The sequence below is a fragment of the Fibrobacter sp. genome (genome assembly GCF_045601785.1).
Lineage (GTDB): Bacteria > Fibrobacterota > Fibrobacteria > Fibrobacterales > Fibrobacteraceae > Fibrobacter.
The window spans coordinates 1-18,798 of the sequence record NZ_JAZSAF010000067.1 but is presented as its reverse complement, the minus strand read 5'-3'; the positions used below and the strand labels follow the sequence as shown (position 1 = coordinate 18,798).

Annotated in this window: 15 protein-coding genes and 1 rRNA gene; 9 read left to right on the top strand and 7 right to left on the bottom strand. The window is 52.5% G+C overall.

Translation table 11 applies throughout. The features are described from left to right. A 16S ribosomal RNA gene (locus ACKI61_RS11200) occupies positions 1–104 on the bottom strand; the annotation flags it as partial. Positions 105–504: 400 nt separating this feature from the next. After that, positions 505–1,395: a tRNA (adenosine(37)-N6)-dimethylallyltransferase MiaA gene (gene miaA / locus ACKI61_RS11195; protein ID WP_407457784.1), complete on the bottom strand. Its 891-nt coding sequence runs from the start codon at positions 1,393–1,395 to the stop codon at positions 505–507. Between the two features lie 30 nt (positions 1,396–1,425). Between miaA and ACKI61_RS11190 the strand changes: the two genes are divergently transcribed. Together ACKI61_RS11190 and ACKI61_RS11185 are read left to right on the top strand one after the other, a co-directional pair. After that, positions 1,426–2,541 (top strand): divergent polysaccharide deacetylase family protein, encoded by a 1,116-nt coding sequence (locus tag ACKI61_RS11190; protein ID WP_407457783.1) that lies wholly within the window; start codon positions 1,426–1,428, stop codon positions 2,539–2,541. 13 nt (positions 2,542–2,554) lie between these two features. Further along, the gene (locus tag ACKI61_RS11185; RefSeq protein WP_407457782.1) at positions 2,555–3,286 is read left to right on the top strand and encodes a pyridoxine 5'-phosphate synthase; all 732 of its coding nucleotides are present in this window, start codon (positions 2,555–2,557) and stop codon (positions 3,284–3,286) included. Here ACKI61_RS11185 and truA read toward each other — a convergent pair. The 3 genes from truA to ACKI61_RS11170 all read right to left on the bottom strand — a co-directional run bounded on the left by truA (position 3,280) and on the right by ACKI61_RS11170 (position 6,620). After that, on the bottom strand, positions 3,280–4,032 hold the full coding sequence (gene truA, locus ACKI61_RS11180) for a tRNA pseudouridine(38-40) synthase TruA (protein ID WP_407457781.1): 753 nt from the start codon (positions 4,030–4,032) through the stop codon (positions 3,280–3,282). The two genes, ACKI61_RS11185 and truA, sit on opposite strands and share 7 nt — an antisense overlap. Continuing rightward, complete coding sequence (locus ACKI61_RS11175) at positions 4,032–4,991, bottom strand: hypothetical protein (RefSeq protein ID WP_407457780.1); 960 nt, start codon at positions 4,989–4,991, stop codon at positions 4,032–4,034. Before ACKI61_RS11175 ends, truA begins: the two co-directional genes overlap by 1 nt. A 270-nt stretch (positions 4,992–5,261) precedes the next feature. Continuing rightward, on the bottom strand, positions 5,262–6,620 hold the full coding sequence (locus ACKI61_RS11170) for a GGDEF domain-containing protein (protein WP_407457779.1): 1,359 nt from the start codon (positions 6,618–6,620) through the stop codon (positions 5,262–5,264). Between the two features lie 90 nt (positions 6,621–6,710). On the opposite strand from ACKI61_RS11170, the gene ACKI61_RS11165 reads away from it, so the two are divergent. Further along, positions 6,711–9,284 (top strand): TIGR03960 family B12-binding radical SAM protein, encoded by a 2,574-nt coding sequence (locus tag ACKI61_RS11165; protein WP_407457778.1) that lies wholly within the window; start codon positions 6,711–6,713, stop codon positions 9,282–9,284. Positions 9,285–9,606: 322 nt separating this feature from the next. Here the strand turns inward: ACKI61_RS11165 and ACKI61_RS11160 are convergent, their stop codons facing one another. Further along, entirely contained in the window at positions 9,607–9,819 is a 213-nt protein-coding gene (locus ACKI61_RS11160) for a hypothetical protein (protein WP_073319741.1), read from the bottom strand. A gap of 128 nt (positions 9,820–9,947) precedes the next feature. On the opposite strand from ACKI61_RS11160, the gene ACKI61_RS11155 reads away from it, so the two are divergent. The 4 genes from ACKI61_RS11155 to galE all read left to right on the top strand — a co-directional run bounded on the left by ACKI61_RS11155 (position 9,948) and on the right by galE (position 14,478). Beyond that, the gene (locus ACKI61_RS11155; protein ID WP_407457777.1) at positions 9,948–10,742 is read left to right on the top strand and encodes a TIGR00730 family Rossman fold protein; all 795 of its coding nucleotides are present in this window, start codon (positions 9,948–9,950) and stop codon (positions 10,740–10,742) included. Between the two features lie 77 nt (positions 10,743–10,819). Then, on the top strand, positions 10,820–11,920 hold the full coding sequence (locus tag ACKI61_RS11150; protein WP_407457776.1) for a protein kinase domain-containing protein: 1,101 nt from the start codon (positions 10,820–10,822) through the stop codon (positions 11,918–11,920). Positions 11,921–11,966: 46 nt separating this feature from the next. Then, positions 11,967–13,451, top strand: a complete 1,485-nt coding sequence (locus tag ACKI61_RS11145) for a hypothetical protein (RefSeq protein WP_407457775.1) — start codon at positions 11,967–11,969, stop codon at positions 13,449–13,451. Positions 13,452–13,497: 46 nt separating this feature from the next. Further along, positions 13,498–14,478: a UDP-glucose 4-epimerase GalE gene (galE, locus tag ACKI61_RS11140; RefSeq protein WP_407457774.1), complete on the top strand. Its 981-nt coding sequence runs from the start codon at positions 13,498–13,500 to the stop codon at positions 14,476–14,478. A gap of 82 nt (positions 14,479–14,560) precedes the next feature. Here the strand turns inward: galE and ACKI61_RS11135 are convergent, their stop codons facing one another. Continuing rightward, positions 14,561–17,143, bottom strand: a complete 2,583-nt coding sequence (locus ACKI61_RS11135) for an Ig-like domain-containing protein (RefSeq protein ID WP_407457773.1) — start codon at positions 17,141–17,143, stop codon at positions 14,561–14,563. A gap of 219 nt (positions 17,144–17,362) precedes the next feature. Here ACKI61_RS11135 and ACKI61_RS11130 point away from each other — a divergent pair, with 219 nt between their 5' ends. After that, positions 17,363–18,217 (top strand): TIGR02147 family protein, encoded by an 855-nt coding sequence (locus ACKI61_RS11130; protein WP_298769989.1) that lies wholly within the window; start codon positions 17,363–17,365, stop codon positions 18,215–18,217. 84 nt (positions 18,218–18,301) lie between these two features. Then, positions 18,302–18,798 (top strand): TIGR02147 family protein (locus ACKI61_RS11125; protein WP_407457772.1); only part of this gene is annotated, 497 nt, incomplete at its 3' end.

Sequence of the window (18,798 nt, the reverse complement as noted above, 5' to 3'; positions counted from 1 at the left end):
CGTTACTCACCCGTTCGCCGCTATGCATTGCTGCACCGCTCGACTTGCATGTATAAGACACGCCACCAGCGTTCGTTCTGAGCCAGGATCAAACTCTTCATTAATCTTTTAAAGTCTTGGTCCCGTTAATCACGTTCGTATCTTGACTATTCCAAGAAATCTCTTGGACCCGTCACTAAGCACATCTCCGATTCCTTCAAACTGCTCAGTAATCTCTCGGATTACTGTCCCTTGGATCGCGGTTTACTTCAGTTCTTCGCCGTAGCGTTTCGTTTTCAACCGTTCCTCTCGGGAACGACGCCAATTATAGAATTTTCAGGAACTTTTGCAAGGGTGTTTTTGCAGAAAAAATCGCATTTTTTTCTTATTTTCGCAAAAAACGGGAACAACACGACTCTTGCGCAGGGAATTACCCGAGAATTCACAAACTATTCACAACTATTTTCAAAAGACCTTTCTCAAAAAATGTTTTCTGTTAGAAAAAGGAGGCTGAACTTCGGCTATTTAGCGTTTTTGAAAATCAACAATGCTCTTGAAAGGGTCCATTTCCATATCGATAGAAGTGCAATCCATCTGCCCACGAAACCAGGTGAGCTGGCGCTTGGCGTAATTACGCGTCTTTTTCTTGACTTCTTCAAGAGCAGCCTGCATTTCAAGAGAACTCCGAGCATTGAGAAGCTCCCGGTAGCCAAGACTCTGCCACGCAGGGGCCGAGAGCGGCACCGTCTTCGAAAGGGAGCGCACTTCATCTAGCCAACCATCCCTAATCATCTGATCAACACGTCCATCGATTCTTTTGTACAAAGCATCACGATCACGTTGAAGCCAGAACACAGGCAACGGTCCCATTCCGCCTTCGCGTTCTTTTTGAAATTCAGATAGCCTACGACCAGTCGCCTTATAGACTTCAACCACACGAATCAAGCGTTTTACATTATTCGGTTCAATTTCCCGAGCCAGTTCAGGATCCACGCTCATCGCAATTTTGTACAAACTATCAGATCCCTGAGTTTGAGCAAATTCCTCCAACTCACCGCGAACACCATCTGGTACAGCGGGAATATTGGGGAGCCCAAGCACAAGACTTTGCAGATAAAGTCCGGTACCGCCGACCAATATGAAATTCTTCTGGGAGTTTTCTCGAAGCAGTTCCTTGACTGCCGCACAAAAGGCTCCCGCCGAAAAAGACTGCATCGGGTCAAGAAAATTAACCAGGTGGTGTTTCACCCGGGCAAGACTTGCTACATCGGGTTGCGCCGTTCCAATACAAAATCCCCGGTACACCTGCCGCGAATCCACTCCGATAATTTCGGCACCATAATGTTCCGCAAGCGCAAGCGACAGGCTCGATTTACCAATTCCCGTCGCACCGACCAAGGCAAATAGAATAGGCATGACGGCAATATAATTATATTTGAGCACACCATGGGAAAAATGAAACACGTTGTTGCCATTATCATCGTTTTGACAGTCTTAATCGGAGGCTTCGTCTACCTACTGCCAAAGCTTTCTGAAATGCAGCTGCTCGACAGAAGCAAAAAAAACGAAAACTCCGCAGTCGACACAGCCTCCGTACGGGACACCCTCCCCGACACGCTTTCGTTTGAAGAAAAAATGAAGATTTCGCTTGCCCCCCTGGATGTCAGCTATTCCAAACGGAAGAAGCGGCAAATATGGACCATGGGCGGCGGGGAAACCATTATCACCTATCTCTTGTACGCCAAACGGTTCACGGAAAGAAATGGCGGCAAGGTCCTTTATATGGAAGAAATCTACAACCTGGACCCTTCCATTTTTCAGGCCGCCAAGGTAGACATTTTAAGCGACAAAGATGACACGCTCAAACTGGAGCTCCAAGTCTCCCGAAACGAATTCAAGCCAGGGGCATCACTACTCGCCGTCGGGTTTCAAGTCACGACAATCACACCCGAACTGATTGTTGCAGCAAACAAGCTCGACTATCCCTACGACCTTCTGATTCCCCCCTTCGGACTCAACGACGACGCCTACGAGGACTTGAACAAATTCAAGCACACAGAAATTACCCTGTGGATCACCATGGAATCGTCCAAGTTGAACCGCGTTCATAACACGCTGCGCCCACTGCGCATCCACCACACGGCCGAACAGATTGAGACCGTCATCAACGACGCACACAACAAAATCCCCGAAGCCAAGGGAGTCGTCTCTCGCTACGGAGAACAGGCCGTTGAGCACAGGCAGCTTCTACAGGCAATCCTAAACCCAATCAAGCAACGGGACCTGTGGTTTATGGACATTTCCATGAACAAGCTTTCCATAGTCCCGCAGACCTGCAAAGACCTTGGACTGACCTGCAAAAACGGAAGTCCCTACAACCCCGAAAACAGTTCGCTGGACGACTACATCAAGGCAAAGATGCGCGAAGCAAAGCGAAGTGGGCTTGCCGTCATGATACTCCCCCTGACAAACGACGCCATCGAAAAATTAAGCGATCTGTCGGAAAAAGCCAAGCGCCAAGGCACCACGCTAATAAATTTATCTACTTTTATGAAGAAATGACAAGGAGTCCTGTATGACCGTAAAACTTGGATTTAACATTGACCACATTGCAACCATCCGCGAAGCCCGCAAGATTTGCGAACCGGACCCGATCGCGGCAGCCGTTCTTGCAGAACTGGCCGGAGCAAGCGGCATAACGGTCCATTTGCGCGAAGACAAGCTGCACATACAGGACCGAGACGTTCAGCTTTTGCGCCGCACCGTCACCACCAAGATGAACCTGGAAATCGCCCCCTCCCAGGAAATGGTCCAGGTTGCCATCAACAACCAGCCGGATACCGTGACGCTTGTGCCGGAGACTCACACGGAGCTTTCAACCGAAGACGGCCTGAACGTAGCCGCCAAGGCGGGCGACCTGATCAAGCCGGTCATGACGCTCAAGAACAACGACATTTCGGTCGGTGTATTCATCGACGCCGAAACCGAGCAGGTCAAGGCTGCTAAGAAAATCGGTGCAGACTTTGTTGAATTCAATACCGGCAAGTACGCCACCAGCTGCGCCCTCGGAAGCGCCGAAGAAGTCGAACGCGAAATTTCCGCCCTTGAGGACATGACGGTTCTCGCCCGCAAATACGGACTCAAGGTCAAAGCCGGCCGCGGACTCAACTACAGGAATGTAGGTGCAATCGCAGCCATCGAAGGAATCGAAGAAATCATCGTCGGCCACAGCATTGTAAGCAAGGCGGTCATGGTCGGTCTCGACCGCGCCGTTCGCGACATGCTCGACAAGTTCAAGGATCAGTAGTCCTTATACTCCACATTCTGGAGTACAAGCCCCTGGGGCGGCGCCCATGTGCGTTCGCCCTTAAATTTTTTCTCAAAAATCGTATCTACAGTACCAAGCGGGTATCGACCGCGACCAACATCGAATAGAGTGCCAACCATGGCACGCACCTGGCGGTGCAGGAAGCGGTTTCCCTTGATATGGAACATACAGCTCCAGTCGTTCAGGCGTTCAAGCCTAAATTCCGTAAGGATGCAGTCCGTCGGCTTGCCGTCGTTTCTAGGAATGCAGAAATCGATAAAGTCGTGGTGTCCCAGGAATGACGCAGCCTCGCGCTCCATGGCATCCAAATCCAAGTTCAGCGACCCACATTCCCAGCCGAAGTCACGCTGTAACGCCACCGGACGCGTATAAATCGTGTACTGGTAATAGCGGCAAAGGGCGTCGTAGCGGGAATGGAAATCTGGGGCGCAGGGCTGCAAGTCGCGGATGCGGACCAATCGCTTGGTGAGCCCGTTGATAGAGCGTTCCACCTTGCCTATGTCCAGCACACCATCGTAGTCAAAATGGACGCATTGGCCGCGGGCATGAACGCCCGTGTCGGTGCGGCCTGAACCGGTGATGCGAATTGGCGTACGGAGAGCAATGGCAAACGCTTCTTCAAGCGCAGACTGGACCGTGACGAACTTGGTCTTTCCGCCTTCGTTCTGCGCCTGCCAACCATAAAAGGCAGAGCCCAGGTATTCGCAGCGGAAACGGTAACGCATTAGCCCATGGCTTCCTTGATGACCGCTTCGACCTTTTCCTGAGAAATCTTCAGGCTGGACGCAATTGCCGAAGCGGGGAAACCACGGCGGGACATCTGGAGAATCTTCACCTTCTCGTTCGATTCGCGATCAAAGCGAGTCACCTCCAGCGGGCTTTGAGCCTTGAGATTCGGGTCACCCGTCAAGTTGCGGCTCTGGGCACGGAGTTTCATAGTGCGTTCGCGAGAAAGGCCGCGCGGTGCACGCAATACGTCAGACAGGTTCTGCATCGCAGAGGTGATACGTTCCTTTGCGGTCGGCCGAAGAGTCGGCTTGCTGTCGGGAGAACCCGTCAGAATCTTGTTCTCGGGGACGCCGTTTTCGTCTTCGAAGGCGACCTTCGGTTCATCTCCCTGAGAAGCCGTTTCCTCTGCGGCAAGCGCTTCGCGCTTTTGGGCGGCATAGGCCTCTACATCAGCAATGATGGAACGCTTTTCGCGGTGCGGGCGTGGCGGTATAGTCGCATCGTCGAGCCCCGCCTTGGGTTCCTTAAAGCGTTCCGCCTTGATGGCTTCCATACGGCGCGTGATAATCTCCTGCCGCTTGCGAAGGATAAGTACCAGAATGACAACGCAGAGAACCACGGCTGCAACACCGCCAAGAATCCACTTGATGGTCTCGGAAGATATCGGGAATCCACCAACGGTTGCGACCTGTTCCCCTTTCATTTTTTCGGGGATGGAGCGCATGGCCGCCAAATTTTCCCAGGCAGAATCCAGCTGCAGGCGGATATTCACCTGAGCATCGGCATCGCCACGAACATTCCAAAGAGCAAGTTCCAGAGAATCGATCTTTGCACGAGCGGCCAGGTAGGATTCAGCATCAAAAGACTTCCCTGCTGCGGACAAATCCATAGTCAGATAGACGGCGAGAGCGGACGCCAGCACAAATAACACTATGGGAGCAATAAACTTCTTCATGCTCAAAAAATAGTAAAAACGAAACCGAGACGTCGGAAAAAAAGGAGCAAAAGACCTATAGACTCGGCAGACCGCAACAAGAAGAGCGTTGAGAAATCGGGATTTTTCACAACACTTTTGCCAAAAGATTTTCCAAACATCCTTGAGTGCGGGAAAAAAAATTCTATCTTCTTGTTCAAGAACTCTTTGTTCTCCTCCTAACCCCCAAAAAGCTCAGCTGGCGCAAGTCAGCTGAGTTTTTTTGTGCAACACTAGATGTAACGGGCTGGATTAGTGGTTGTTCGCAAGAGCATCTGCGATAATCACGCGGTTTGCACCCGACTGGATTGCCATCTGCATCGATTCTCCGGCAGCGTAGAGAAGTCCCTTCGCATCGCCCGCGTGCGCAGGCATCACGGCAACACCCATGCTAAGCGTCGTTGCAAGGATGCCATCGCCATAGGCAATCTGGAGCTGTGAAATTTCGTTGCGGATCTTTTCGGCACGGTTCCGCGTAATCTTCAAATCGGCGCCAGGCAGAATGACGCAGAATACATCGCCTTCGTATCGGCACGGGATGTCTTCGTTGCGGACATAGCCCGGCAGACGCTGCCCCAGTTCCCACAGGAGCTGTTCCACCGCATGGCGGCCGCGCTTTTCTTCGATGTCCGTGACATTATCCGGATAAAGCATGATAAGTCCAATCGGCGTCCTGTGGCGAATCGCCGCAGACACTTCGCGAATCAGGGATTCCTCCATGTAGCGACGGTTGAACAACCCCGTCAGATTGTCGCGGATGCTATGCTGCTTGTACCGCGCATTCAGGTTCTGGTTCGCCACATAAAGGCCAAAAGTCGCAGCGACTGCGCTCACCTTGGCGTGCCAATCGTCCAGAGTTTCATTGTCGGGCAGGGAATCGGTCTGCAGCGAGAAGATTCCAAAATGCTCTTCGATTCCTTCGATGGGGGCGCAGAAGGAGATTCCCTGCGGGTGATGGTGCAGATGAGTACAGCCACCATTCAGGTTCGGGTTCGAAAAATCAGAGATGACAATATCGCCGGCATCGAAGCTTGCACATTCGGCAGGGCGAATCACGTCGTCGCTAATGACGGTATCGCCAAAGGAAAGCACCTTGTGCATATCCGTCTGCGTACCGGCGTACATATACAGAATGCCAGAAGCATTCGGGAACAGCTGCGGAAGCAGCTCCTGGAGTGCCGCGACCACCTCGGGTACCGGACGATCTTTCAAAAGGCAACGAGTGTACTTTTTCCACGATTCCAAGGGGAACTTGGCACAAATGCATTCATCCAACTTTTTGGTAAGGGCTTCCTGGGAAGAAATGGCTCCAACCGGGAGCGGCATTTCCTCTTTTTCGGGCATCAAAGGAGCGTTTGTGTCCAGCGGATCAAAACCCGAAGTGACAAACTTCGAATCCTTGATGGAATTGATGGTCTCGTTAAAGTCGACTTCGGCGGATTCAATCTTTTTACGGCAGAGCGAGAACAGGACAAAGCTAAGGACCACACCCCATGCCCCGATAAAGACGAACTTGCCTCCCAAAGACAATGTTTCTTCGGGGACAAAGTAAGAAATGACGATTCCTGCGATAAACGCAACCAGCCAAAAGAAATATGTCAGCATGCTCATGCCATTAAATGTAGTTAAAGATTCCATAAATATGATTTCGTAAGTCATAATTAGGAATAAAAAAAGGTTTTTCTTTCTACCTTTACAATTATGACCATTCTTGAAAAAATTGCCCTTGCCCTCCCTGCCGTCGAAAGTCCTGCTAGATACATGGGCGGTGAAGCGAACAGTGTCGTCAAAGACCACAGCCAGATGCTTTGCAACATGGCGTTTGTGTTTCCCGACAAGTACGAAATCGGCATGAGCAATAACGGAATCCGAATTCTGTACCATGTGATCAACCGCGAGAGCGACCTGCTGTGCGAAGTTTCGTTTGCGCCGTGGGACGACATGGCGAAAGAGATGGAGAAATACGACATTCCGCTGTACAGCTACGCAAGCTACACGCCGGTGCGTGATTTCGAAGTGGTCGGCATGACGCTCCAGACGGAGCTCAATTTTACGAACGTGCCCTACGTGCTGGACATTGCACGTATCCCCGTTTGGCAAAAGGACCGCAAGGAAGAAGACCCGATTATTGTCGCCGGCGGCCCCGCCATGGCAAACCCCGAACCGGTCGCAGACTTTTTTGACGCGTTCATGATTGGTGACGGCGAAGACATGATTATAAAATTCCTGCGATGCGTGGGCGAAGGCAGAAAGGCGAAACTCCCCCGCGCCCAGATTCTAGAGAATTTATCTAAAATCGACGGCGTCTACGTACCAAGCCTACGCCCCGTCGTCAAGAACGAATTTGGCGACATCGTTCCGGCTGAACCCGCCAAGGGCAGCTACCAGAATACCAACGGCGTTCGCAGGCAATTCATTCCGGTGATGGACCCGAAGAACTACCCCATCAAGAACCTGATTGCAAACATGCAGTTGGTGCATAACCGATTCAGCGTGGAAGTCATGCGCGGTTGCGCCCAGGGTTGTAGGTTCTGCCAGGCAGGCATCTGGTACAGGCCCTGCCGCGAACTCGACCCCGACGACGTGTTGGACATCGCCAAGGCGGGCATCAAGGCGACCGGCGAACGCGAACTGGGACTCCTTTCGCTTTCCACCGCCGACTACAAGCCCGTGGAAGGCCTGACGGATTCGATTATCGACGACCCGTTCTTCGACACCGTAGACGTAAGCCTCCCGAGTATCCGCGTGAATGCCTTCGGAGAAACGCTCGCCCAGAAGATTTCGGCCCTCAAGGGCGGCCGCAGCGCGACCTTCGCTCCCGAAACAGGCTCCGAACGAATCCGCAAGATGATTAACAAGACCATCAGCGACCAGGACATGTACAACGCCGCCGAGCACGCCTTCAGTAGCGGGTTCAACAAAATTAAGTTGTACACAATGATCGGTTTCCCGACCGAAAATGAGCAGGACATGGAAGCGTTCTGCAACTTAATCGAAAACCTGGTGAAGATTGGTCGCAAGTACCTGCGCGGCTGCCAGATTGCCGTGAGCATGGGCATTCTGATTCCGAAGTCGTTTACGGGACTCCAATGGGCGCCCTTCATGGACAAGGAAACCGCCCTCAAGCATATCCGTTATGTGCGCGAACGCTTCTTCCGCCACCCGAACGTGAAGGTCAACTGGGCCGGTTGGGAAACGAGTTTCCTCGAAGCCATTTACAGCCGCGGTGACCGCAGACTCGGCCCCGTGATTTACGCCGCCTACAAGAAGGGAATCATCTTCGAAAGCGACTCCTACCGTTTCGACTTCGAAAAATGGCAGCAAGTCTGGGAAGAATGCAACTACGACACCAGCTGGGTGTACCGCACACGTGAAAAAGACGAAGTGTTTCCCTGGGATTTCATTCATGCCGGTACAAGCAAGCAGTACCTGCGCGGCGAATGGGAAAAGGCTTTCAAGGAAGATTCCGCACCGGTGCCCAACTGCAAATGGGGCGACTGCCAGAAATGCGGCATCCCCGGCTTTGGCGCAGAAATCAAACTCGCGAACGACCCGGTACGCCACAAGGCCCCGAGCCGCACTCCCGAAGAAATCAAGAAGCTTGTCGCCGAACGCCGCCCCACGCAAAAGAGCTGCCACAGCTACAAGATTACCTTCAAAAAAACTGGCCTCAGCAGATTCCTGCCGCACCAGAACATGCTCAGTTTCTTCGAGCGCACGTTCCTTTGCGCAGGCATTCCCATCAAGTTCAGCGAAGGATTCAGCCCGAAGCCCCGCATCTCTAACATGGGCGCATTGCCGCTCGGTCTTGAAACTTATTGCGAAGTCATCAGCGTTGATTTGCTGCAGCCGCTTGATATTTCCAAGGAAAACTTGCCGAAGATTATGGCCGAACTTTCGAGACCGTTCCCGCGCGGCATGGAAATCGTGAACATCGAGCCGCTCAAGGAAAAGCTCAGTAAGCACATGCCGACGGCGATGATTTACTCCTTCACGCCCGACGCAATTCCCGAAGGCATCATGGAAAAGTTCGAAAGCAAGACGCTCCCCGTGGTATTAAACCACCGCGGTCAGGAAATCAACCTGAACGAACACTTGCTCGGAATCCAGATTGCGGGTGGCGCCATCATCACCAAGGTCAAGTGCAACAACATGGGCACGACGGTGAGCCCGTTCAACATTTACGCGGCACTCATGGGAGTAGAATTCGACCCGAAAAAACTTGACGAAAGCTCCCGCCGCTACCTCATCAAGAAAATCGCAATGGAATTTTAAAGGTACCTGCTGAGGTTAGCCGGTTCGGTCTTCCGTGAGCCAAAAGCGACTCAGCGCAAGCGAGTCGTGTTGGCGAGAGAACCGGCTCCAGAATAAGGATTCCGCTGAGTTTAGTCGGTTCGGTTTTCCGTAAGCCAAAAGCGACTCAGCGCAAGCGAGTCGTGTCGGCGAGAGAACCTGCTCCAGAATAAGGATTCCGTTGAGTTTAGCCGGTTCGGTCTTCCGTAAGCCAAAAGCGACTCAGCGCAAGCGGGTCGTGTTGGCGAGAGAACTGGCTCCAGAATAAGGATTCCGCTGAGTTTAGCCGGTTCGGTCTTTAAACCTATTCAGCTGGGAGAATAATCTCGATATGGCTGGTGCTCACGTTCAGGAAGTGCGTGCGGAACAAGTCCTTTTCGCTCCTGTCGCTCACGCGCACCTGCGTCACGGCGATAAAATCCTTGTTTTCGCGGATATAATCCGTGAGACGTTCATCACGAAGGGTATCAATCTCGCCGGTGATGATAAAGCTATCTGTCCAAATCTTTACTAGCATATCCCAAATATAAAGTTTTTTTTGTTTGCAAGCAGAAAAAAAGTCGTTTTTTTGTTGCATTTTGTCTTTTTGAGTGTATTTTAGGAATATAATACGACAGTTGGGCATACCCAACCAAGGAGTTTACCATGGCAACGAAAAAGGCAATCAAACTGACCCCCGGCAAAATGATCTACCACAATCTGGAATTTATCGATAGCGACGTCGGGCGCCCGATCCGAATTCTTTCCGAATTCATGGGTCCACACCAGATTTTCGCACAAGAAGGCGTCAAGAACACCATCGTGTTCTTCGGTTCCGCCCGCACACTTCCCATGGTAGAACTCAAGAAACGCCAAAAGAGTTGCAAGAACAAGGCTGAACTTGCTAGACTCAAGCGACTGGAAGCCGTCGCCGAATACTATGACGCCGCCCGTGAACTGAGCGCAAAACTTGGACGCTGGGCCAACAAACAGCATAAGGGATTCGCCCTCATGACCGGAGGCGGCCCGGGTATCATGGAAGCAGGCAACCGCGGCGCAAACGACGTAGGCACATCGTCGGTCGGGCTCAACATCAAGTTGCCATTCGAACAGCACCCGAACCCCTACATCGACGATGAACTCAACTTGCAGTTCCGCTACTTCTTTATCCGTAAGTACTGGTTCATGAAGATGGCGAGAGCGCTCGTGGTGTTCCCGGGCGGTTTCGGCACTCTCGACGAAATGTTCGAGCTCTTGACGCTGATACAAACAAAAAAGTACGGCGACAAGATGCCTGTTGTCATTTACGGCAGCAAGTATTGGAACAAGGTCATCAACTGGAATTACCTCGCCGACACAGGAATGATCGACAAGGAAGACCTTAAACTCTTCCATTTCTGCGATACCGTAGAAGATGCTTACAATGTCATTACAACGGCACTCGAAAAAACGATGGAATAATCTTACAAGCAACTTATATTGCAAGGTGTCGCTTGGCGGCACCTTGTTTTGTTTTGGGGATTAGCTATCTTTGGGATATGATTCGAAACATTCTGGCAGAAACGTTGGACCGCGTATCCAGAAACTTGGCGCTGCGCCCGAACTACACCATGGAAGAATACCAGCGGTGGTTCGACCAGAATCCCGAATACATGCACAATGGTGCCATACAGCACATTCAGCTCGTCGAGCCCCTAACGCTCGAAGGCACCAACAACCTTTACCGTGCGCAGTACTGGCTGGAACATCCGGGCGACCCCAGCCGCTACGTCGAGCAAGAGATTGTCGTCAAGATATGCAAATTCTGGGCCACACCCGGCAAGAACAGGCTGCACCGCCTGAACAGCCTCTTGAGTGCATTCCAGGACGAGATCCGTATTAACAACCTGATCCACGCCACCAATATCGAAGGTGTTGTCCAGAGCATGGGCGGAGGCATTGCAGGCCGCCACCCGTACCTGAAGATGGAATTCATCAAGGGCTGCTCGCTCGACAGGCTTTTCAAGAAGGACCTGACCGACGATGACATTTTGCACCGCGTAGCCCAGCTCGCCTACTTGGCCAACACCATTAGCCAGCTGCACTACTACCAGGTGGTGCATAAAGATTTAAAGCCCAAGAACCTGCTCTTGTGTCAAAATCCGCAACACAAGAACAACCATAAGATTCTCGTATGTGACTTTGGCTATGCACAGGCAAAAATGCGCGACACCATCACGGAATACGGCGGACAGATGACGCCCTGCTACAGCGCCCCCGAACAGGCCATCATGGGAGAGAACCTTTCGGCCTCGGTGGACTATTTCAGCTTCGGCATCATCGTGCACGAATACCTGACCGGCGAAAAGCTGTTTCCGCACGCCATGGACATCTTTATCGAAGATGGTTACCGCATTACCGACCGCTACCTGGAATACCTGAAGACCGGGCGTGAAAACCGTTTCAGCGACCCGCGTTTCCCGGAACTCACTCAGTGGATCGACAATCTCACCATTTTTGACAGTTTCGAACGCATGCAAAACTGTCCGAACCTTTTCGACATCGCCCACAAGCTGCGTGAACGGGTAAACGCCCAGGGATACCGCGACGTGAACACGGATTTCTTGTGGAACCAGCTGCGCGAGTACAATCGCTTTTAATAAAATAAAAAGTTCCGATTGATTTTCATTATTGTATATTCAGGATATGAAAAAGTTTTCAAACATCCTGAAGATTTCCGTGATTCCCTTTTTGAAAAAGATTAGTCCGGTCTACTACCTGGTGATTCTTGCCATTATCGGCATCGGAACATTTAACGCCATCACCGGCGTGATGCCGCAAATTCAGCAAAGCCGCTACGAAAAGGGCATTGTCAAGTCCTTTGACAAGTGGTGGGCCGAAGAAGGGGCCGAAAAGTTCAAGTCCGTCGGACTGGAGCCCACCGAAAAGATCCGCAGCGAGGAATTCGAGCAATTCCGCGACAGAGCACTCGCCCTAAAGCCTTCTTACATTGTAGAAGACCGCATCGAGACAATGAAGCAGGAGTTTCGCCAGTGGTGGGAAATCCAGGGCGGCAAGGAAGACTTCATCAGGGAAAACAACTGCTACCCCGGCGAGGCCGATTATCAGCGGGAACTTTCGAAATGGATCGACAACTACACCGAAAAGTTTGTGCGTTACAACATGGCGTTCATTCCCCAAAAGGGGCACTACGAGCGGCTGCTGACCAGCTGGATGCTCTTCCCGAGCGTCTGGAGTTTTGCCATCTTTGCGGTATTCTTCATTTTTACGCTTGCCCAGCTTGAACGCCGCTGGCACTGGTACATTTTCTGGGGAATCACCGCCGCACTTGCCATCTGCAGCGGGATTCTAGTTGACATCTTGACCGGAACAAGTTTCTTCGACCACTATAGCAGCGAACGCTACATGGGCATGAGCCTTACGCTCGCCTTCTTGCTCGGGGCATCCTCGTTCGCCCCCCGAAAAGAACTAGTTTCAAGGGCAACTCCCGCAATCTGCTTCATTGGCCTCGTGCTGGACATGGGCGCGAACTGGTTTGCCAATCCGGGAATTTTCGGGGCGGTCACCGTACTGTCGCCGCTGATGTTTGCAGGAGGCGCCTTCAGCGGAATCAAGATCGAAACAAGACGCAAATCCAAAAGGGAACTGAAACTGGAAGCCCTAGAAGAACGAGCGCGACGAATCGCCAACCGAAACCCGCTCGCCGAAATGAAGGCAAAGACACGCACCATGATTGAATCAGGAATTTCTAGCGCCAAGGGAGGAAGCCCCGAACAGGCAGCACGCCTGCTGACTCAAGCCATGGTGCAGCTCCTGCAGGAACACCCCATAGACGCAGATCTGGTTGTATCGCTTGCAGATCGCATGAGCATGCACTATGTCGAAATTTCAAGCAACCAGTGGCTCGAATGGGGTGAAATTGCCAAAGCGAAAAACGCACCCAAGGCGGCCGTCAAGCTGCTGAAAAAAGGCCTTTCCCTTGAAAAGGACCGTAACTTTGCACGGCGAGCCCTATTCATCTTGGGTGAGACATGCATCCGAAATAAGATTGAACTGGAAGACGGCAAGAAACGGCTGCAGAAAGTAATCGAGATGAACGGCAACGACATTTTGGCAAAGCAAGCCCAAAAAATTCTCGAAAGCATTCCCGCACCACAAGACCAATCGTAGAAGCATCCTCCCAATTGCTAAATTTAGCCGAAAAAGGATACATGATATGAAGATTGCCGTCATTGGTGGAGCAGGATATATCGGTTCGCACACGGTTCGCGAGCTGTTGGACCGCGGACACGAAGTCAAGGTTTTCGACAACCTGAGCAGCGGATTGGAACAGAACCTGTTCAAGGATGCGGGCTTTGTGAAGGGCGACATCCTACATCCCGAAGAAATTGAAGCTTTTCTGCAGGAATTCAAACCCGAAGGAATCGTACACCTAGCCGCATTCAAGGCCGCAGGCGAATCGATGGTCAACCCCGAGAAGTACAGCGTCAACAACATTACGGGGTCCCTCAACATTCTGAACGCAGCCACTGCAGCAGGAGTCAAGTACTTCGTATTCAGCAGTTCCGCAGCCACCTACGGTGCGCCGCAGTACATGCCGGTAGACGAAAAGCACCCGACCGAGCCCGAAAACTACTACGGCTACACGAAGCTTGCCATCGAAGGGTTCCTGAAATGGTATGACAAGCTGCGCGGCATCAAGTTTGCAGCGCTGCGTTACTTCAATGCTGCGGGCTACGACGTAAAGGGACGCATCACCGGACTCGAAAAGAACCCCGCCAACCTGATTCCGGTCGTCATGGAAGCGCTGACGGGCCGCCGCAAGGAACTGCTCGTGTTCGGCAACGACTACGACACCCCCGATGGAACTGGCGTACGCGACTACATTCACGTGAACGACTTGGCGATTGGACATGCCAAGGCCTTTGAGTACCTGCAAAAGAACAACGAAAGCTTGATTGTGAACCTGGGCGTCCAGCGCGGAACAAGCGTTCTCGACATCGTCAAAGCCGCCGAAAAAGCTTCAGGAAAGAAGGTGCCCTACCGCATCGTGGAACGCCGCCCGGGCGACCCCGCAAGCCTCGTGGCAGACCCGTCCAAGGCATTTGAACTTCTCGGTTGGAAGGCTCAATACAGCGACATCGATACCATCATCGAGACGACCTGGAAAGCCTACCTTTCCAACGGAATTGCCTAGCAGATAAAAGCAGGCATGGACTTTAAAAGCGGGCTCTCCATGAGAGCCCGCTTTGCCATACTTACTCAAGATTTGACGGCGACTACTGAATGTAGCGGAGCTTCGGCTGGCCCGCTGTGGTGTATTCCACCACGATGACCCGCGTAGCGGGCATCTTCGCAGGCTTCTTGTAGCCTGCGAACAGCGGACGCCCCTGCATGTCGAAGATGCGGTAGAAGGCGGTCTCGGCCTCAGTCGCCCAGTTCTCGCGTTGCGCAATCGACGTCGTTCCACTGCTGGATTCCACGATTTCGCCCGAAGATGATTCCGGTTCGGCACTCGAAGAAGATTCGGGAGCATTCGGGTCTGCAACCACGATGCGGCCGCTCTTGACAAAGGTAGAATCGTTGTTGGTGGCCGTGACGGTGAAGGCATATTCGCCAGCCGCAGTGGGAGTGCCGCTAATAGAAATCTTGCGGTTTTCCTTATCGATGCTAGTCGTAACACCTGCCGGGAAGCCTTGGGGCACGACCGTCTCGGCGCCGCTCCAGGTGTAGCAGAAATCCACAATCGGTTCACCCAGATTGATGCTCTGGCTGCTGGAGCCCGCACCGCACTTTACAACCTCGGGGTAAGCGGTCCCTTCGACCGTGAAGGTCACGAACGCAGACATCTGCGAAAGGCCCGAATTGTCCGTCACGACTGCAACCGCGGAATACACGCCCGGTTCAAGCCCGCTTGCATTCACCTGGTAGGGGGCTGCCGTCGCAGAACCGACTAAAGTCGTTCCGACATAAAAGTCCACCTTCTTCACGGAACCATCGTTGTCCTTCGCGTCGGCCTTCAAGGTGACCGTTGCACCCGCGTCAAATTTCGCCCCCGTTGCGGGAGCAGAGAGAGAAACACTTGCCGCCTTGTTGCTCAGTCCGAAAGCCTGGTTGTATTCGGGCATCTTGCCGTAGCGGCCACCCACGCCCACGAGGCTCGGAATTTCCTTCGGAATATTCGCCACAGAGCGCTTTTCAAAGCTGTAGCTCGGGTTGAACGTCGCCGCATTCGGGACACCTTGCGTCACCGTACCGTTGTAGCGGTGCTGCTGCTTGGTCCCGCTCCCGAACGTGACTCCGCTAAAGTACACGTAACCGTTGTCGCCCCATTCGGCCAAATAGCCCTGGCCATTGTCGATGTAACTGTTCTCGTAGCGCACGTAGGCCTTCGCGTTTGCGCTGTGGCCGTTCGCCCCCGCGATAAAGAAGCGGTTGTAGTCTACGTACTGGTTGTACAGATGCACCTGCGAACCGTTGCTTTCGCCGGTCACCTTCGGCACGCGGCCATAGGTATTGTGCCAGTAGTTGTTCGCATAAGTCAAGTGTGCATCTTCGACAAGCGCCATGTAGGGGTCGGTTCCCCAGCAGTTGAAATCGTTTGCGCCGTCAAAATCCAGGTAACTGATGGTGGCTTCGTCCACGAATTCCATGTCCATGCCGTCACTGATCCACTTGTAGCTGATGTGGTCGGCCCAGAACTTTTTCACGTGGTTCGATGCGGAGCCCACAGTTTCAAGGCCATCGCCACCTTCAATCAGGTGCGGGTTCACGTCGTAAATGGCAAGGTTGCGGTAAATGTGGTTGTATGAGCCCTCGTTACTGCGCACCACGATGGATGCGCCACGCAGGTTCGCACCGCGCCCCATGCCCACGAGACTCTTGTTGGGCTTGGTGGTAATCCAGTTGCTCCACGCCTGCAGATTATCCGACTCCTTCACGATTTCAAGTCCGGATTCGCCGAGGCTTGCGCAGCTGTTTTTTTCGAAGGCGATGCGGTAAAATTTGTTCGTCTTGCCCGTCACGCGGTTCTTCTCGCCGCAAGTCGTGCGGCACCAGGTACGCCCCTGCTTGTTCGCCTCGGTTACCGCATTGCGCATCTGCCTAAAATCGTAAGTACCTTCGGGCACAAGGATTGTCACCGCATCGTTACTCTGCAGGTACTTGCGGATGCTTGCGGAATCGCTCGCGAAAACGATATTGCCAGTTGCACCGCCCGTTGTGGAGGCTCCGAAACCTTCGGCCTTCACGTTGAATGTGAAAAGGAGCACGGCAGTCGGGTCGGTTTCTGCACCGCTCCAAATCCACTTGGCCTGCGTATTCGCGGCAAATCCCGTAAGGGTCGCCCCGCTCGGGAGCTTGTTGCTCGCATAGTTCAAAGTCGTTGCCCCACCCCACTGGCTAAGGTCGCGCCCCTTGTTCTTCCAGGAGTTGTTGCCGACGGTCGGTTTCGCCTTCCAAGCGCCGCCGGAATAGTAGGACTTGTCGAGGTCATCAATCTGCACAAGAACGCCGGGAGCGCCGGAACCGTTCACGCCCACGACCGAAATCGCGTTCTCGCCAGGGAGGAAGGTCATCGGAACAAAACGCACACGACCCGCCTGGTTGTCTTCGGCAAGGAGCGCGCCATTGTGGTAGAGCCTGTAGCCGCCATCGGCCACGATCCAGATACCCGGACCCTCGCCCGCATTGTATGTCGCGGCCACCAGCTGCGAGCCCACCTTGTCACCACCACCGTAGGCGGCGTCCGTCGGCAGATTCACCACTTCACTCACCGGAACTGCGGCATGTACCGCAGAAATTCCAAAAAACGAGACAACGCCCGCTAGGACGATTTTTTGGAATTTCGTATTGAATCCCAAACCATTTTTGCGTAATTTGCTTTTTCCAACCATTCTGATACCCGTAACATCCTTGTTTGAGAGCAGGTTCTTTCCCGTCACTCTTCCCCATCAATTTAAATTCTCCAGAGCACTTCACCAAGCAATTTTTGATTTCCATCACATTTCGCGTTGTTCACAGACAACGCGAATATTTCTTTTCTATCATCTTACGACACGCATTTTTCTTACATTTATGGCATGGGAGTCACGAAACCGACAAAAAAAATCTTCGAATACCTGGACTACCGGGAATTCCTGAAAGATTACTACAACGCAAAGAAAGAGGCTAATTCCGCCTTCTCGCTTCGCGTGTTCTCAGACAAGATCGGTTTCAAAGCGAAGGACTTCATTAGCCGCGTGATGAACGGCGACAAGAACCTTTCGAGCCAGAGCATTCCCAAAGTCGCAAGCGGTCTTAGGCTCGGCAAGCACGAAACGGAATTCTTTATATCGCTCGTCAAGTTCAACCAGGCCGAAACCACCGAGGAGAGGAACATAGCATTTAATGAAATGCAGGCCGTACTCAAGGTCGTGCGTTTTGCCGAAAAGCAGCATTTGCTCGGGCACGCGCAGTACATGGTGTATTCGGACTGGAAGCACCTCACCATCCGCAGCCTCATCGGCATGTTCGGTTTCAACGGCGACTACGAGACTCTCGCAAAAAGAGTACACCCGCGCATCTCCGCCGAAGAAGCAAAGAAATCGGTAAAACTCCTCGAGGATTGCCAGCTCATCAAGAAGGACAAGAGCGGCAACTACTCTCTTTCCGAAAGTGCCATCACTACCGGCGACCGTACGTCGAGACTAGCTCTTCGAGGGTATCACCAGCAGTGCCTAAAGCTCGCCGCCGACTCCATCGACCGTGATCCGCCAGGCACGCGACACATTTCGGGACTTACGCTCGGCATCAGCCAGGAAGGCTACGAACGCATCGTGGAACGCATCAATGCCTTCCGCAAGGAAATTGCACTTATCGCGGAAGAAGACCAGAATAGCGACAAGGTTTTCCAGCTTCAGTTTGCACTTTTTCCCGTCAGCGGAAAGGAAAAATAGCGTTTTTGGGGGAATTTTTCCCTTTTGACGACGAATGTTCTCAAAAATTGTCTCAAAATACATTTTTTTATGTATATTTAGGGAGTGAATCCGTATATAGACATTTTTCAGTTTACGCACTTCCGCAAATTCCTGGAAGAATATCAGGCCGCACGCGCCAAGGTAGAGCCAAGCTTTACGCGCACCGAAATCTGCGCCTTGCTCGGCCTTGAAAAGAGCCGCAGCTATTTTGCCGATGTCCTCAGGGGCAAGAAGGTGAGCCCTCGCATGGTGCAGAAGTTCATCGAAATCCTTCAGCTTGACCGCAAGGAAGCCAAGTATTTCGAGACTCTCGTCGCTCTTGACCAGGCGAAAACCGACGCCATCCGCAACGCCATGATTCAGGAACTCCTGAAACAGCACCCAAATCCGCAGCATATCGTAAACGAGGATGCCTACGAATATTACAGCCGCTGGTATAACAGCGCCCTCTTTGCCATCCTTGACGCAATGGACGTGACCGACGACATGACACCCGTGCAAAAGCGCATCTTCCCGAAGGTTCCGCTCGGAAAGCTCAAGGATTCCTTAGCCCTCCTAGA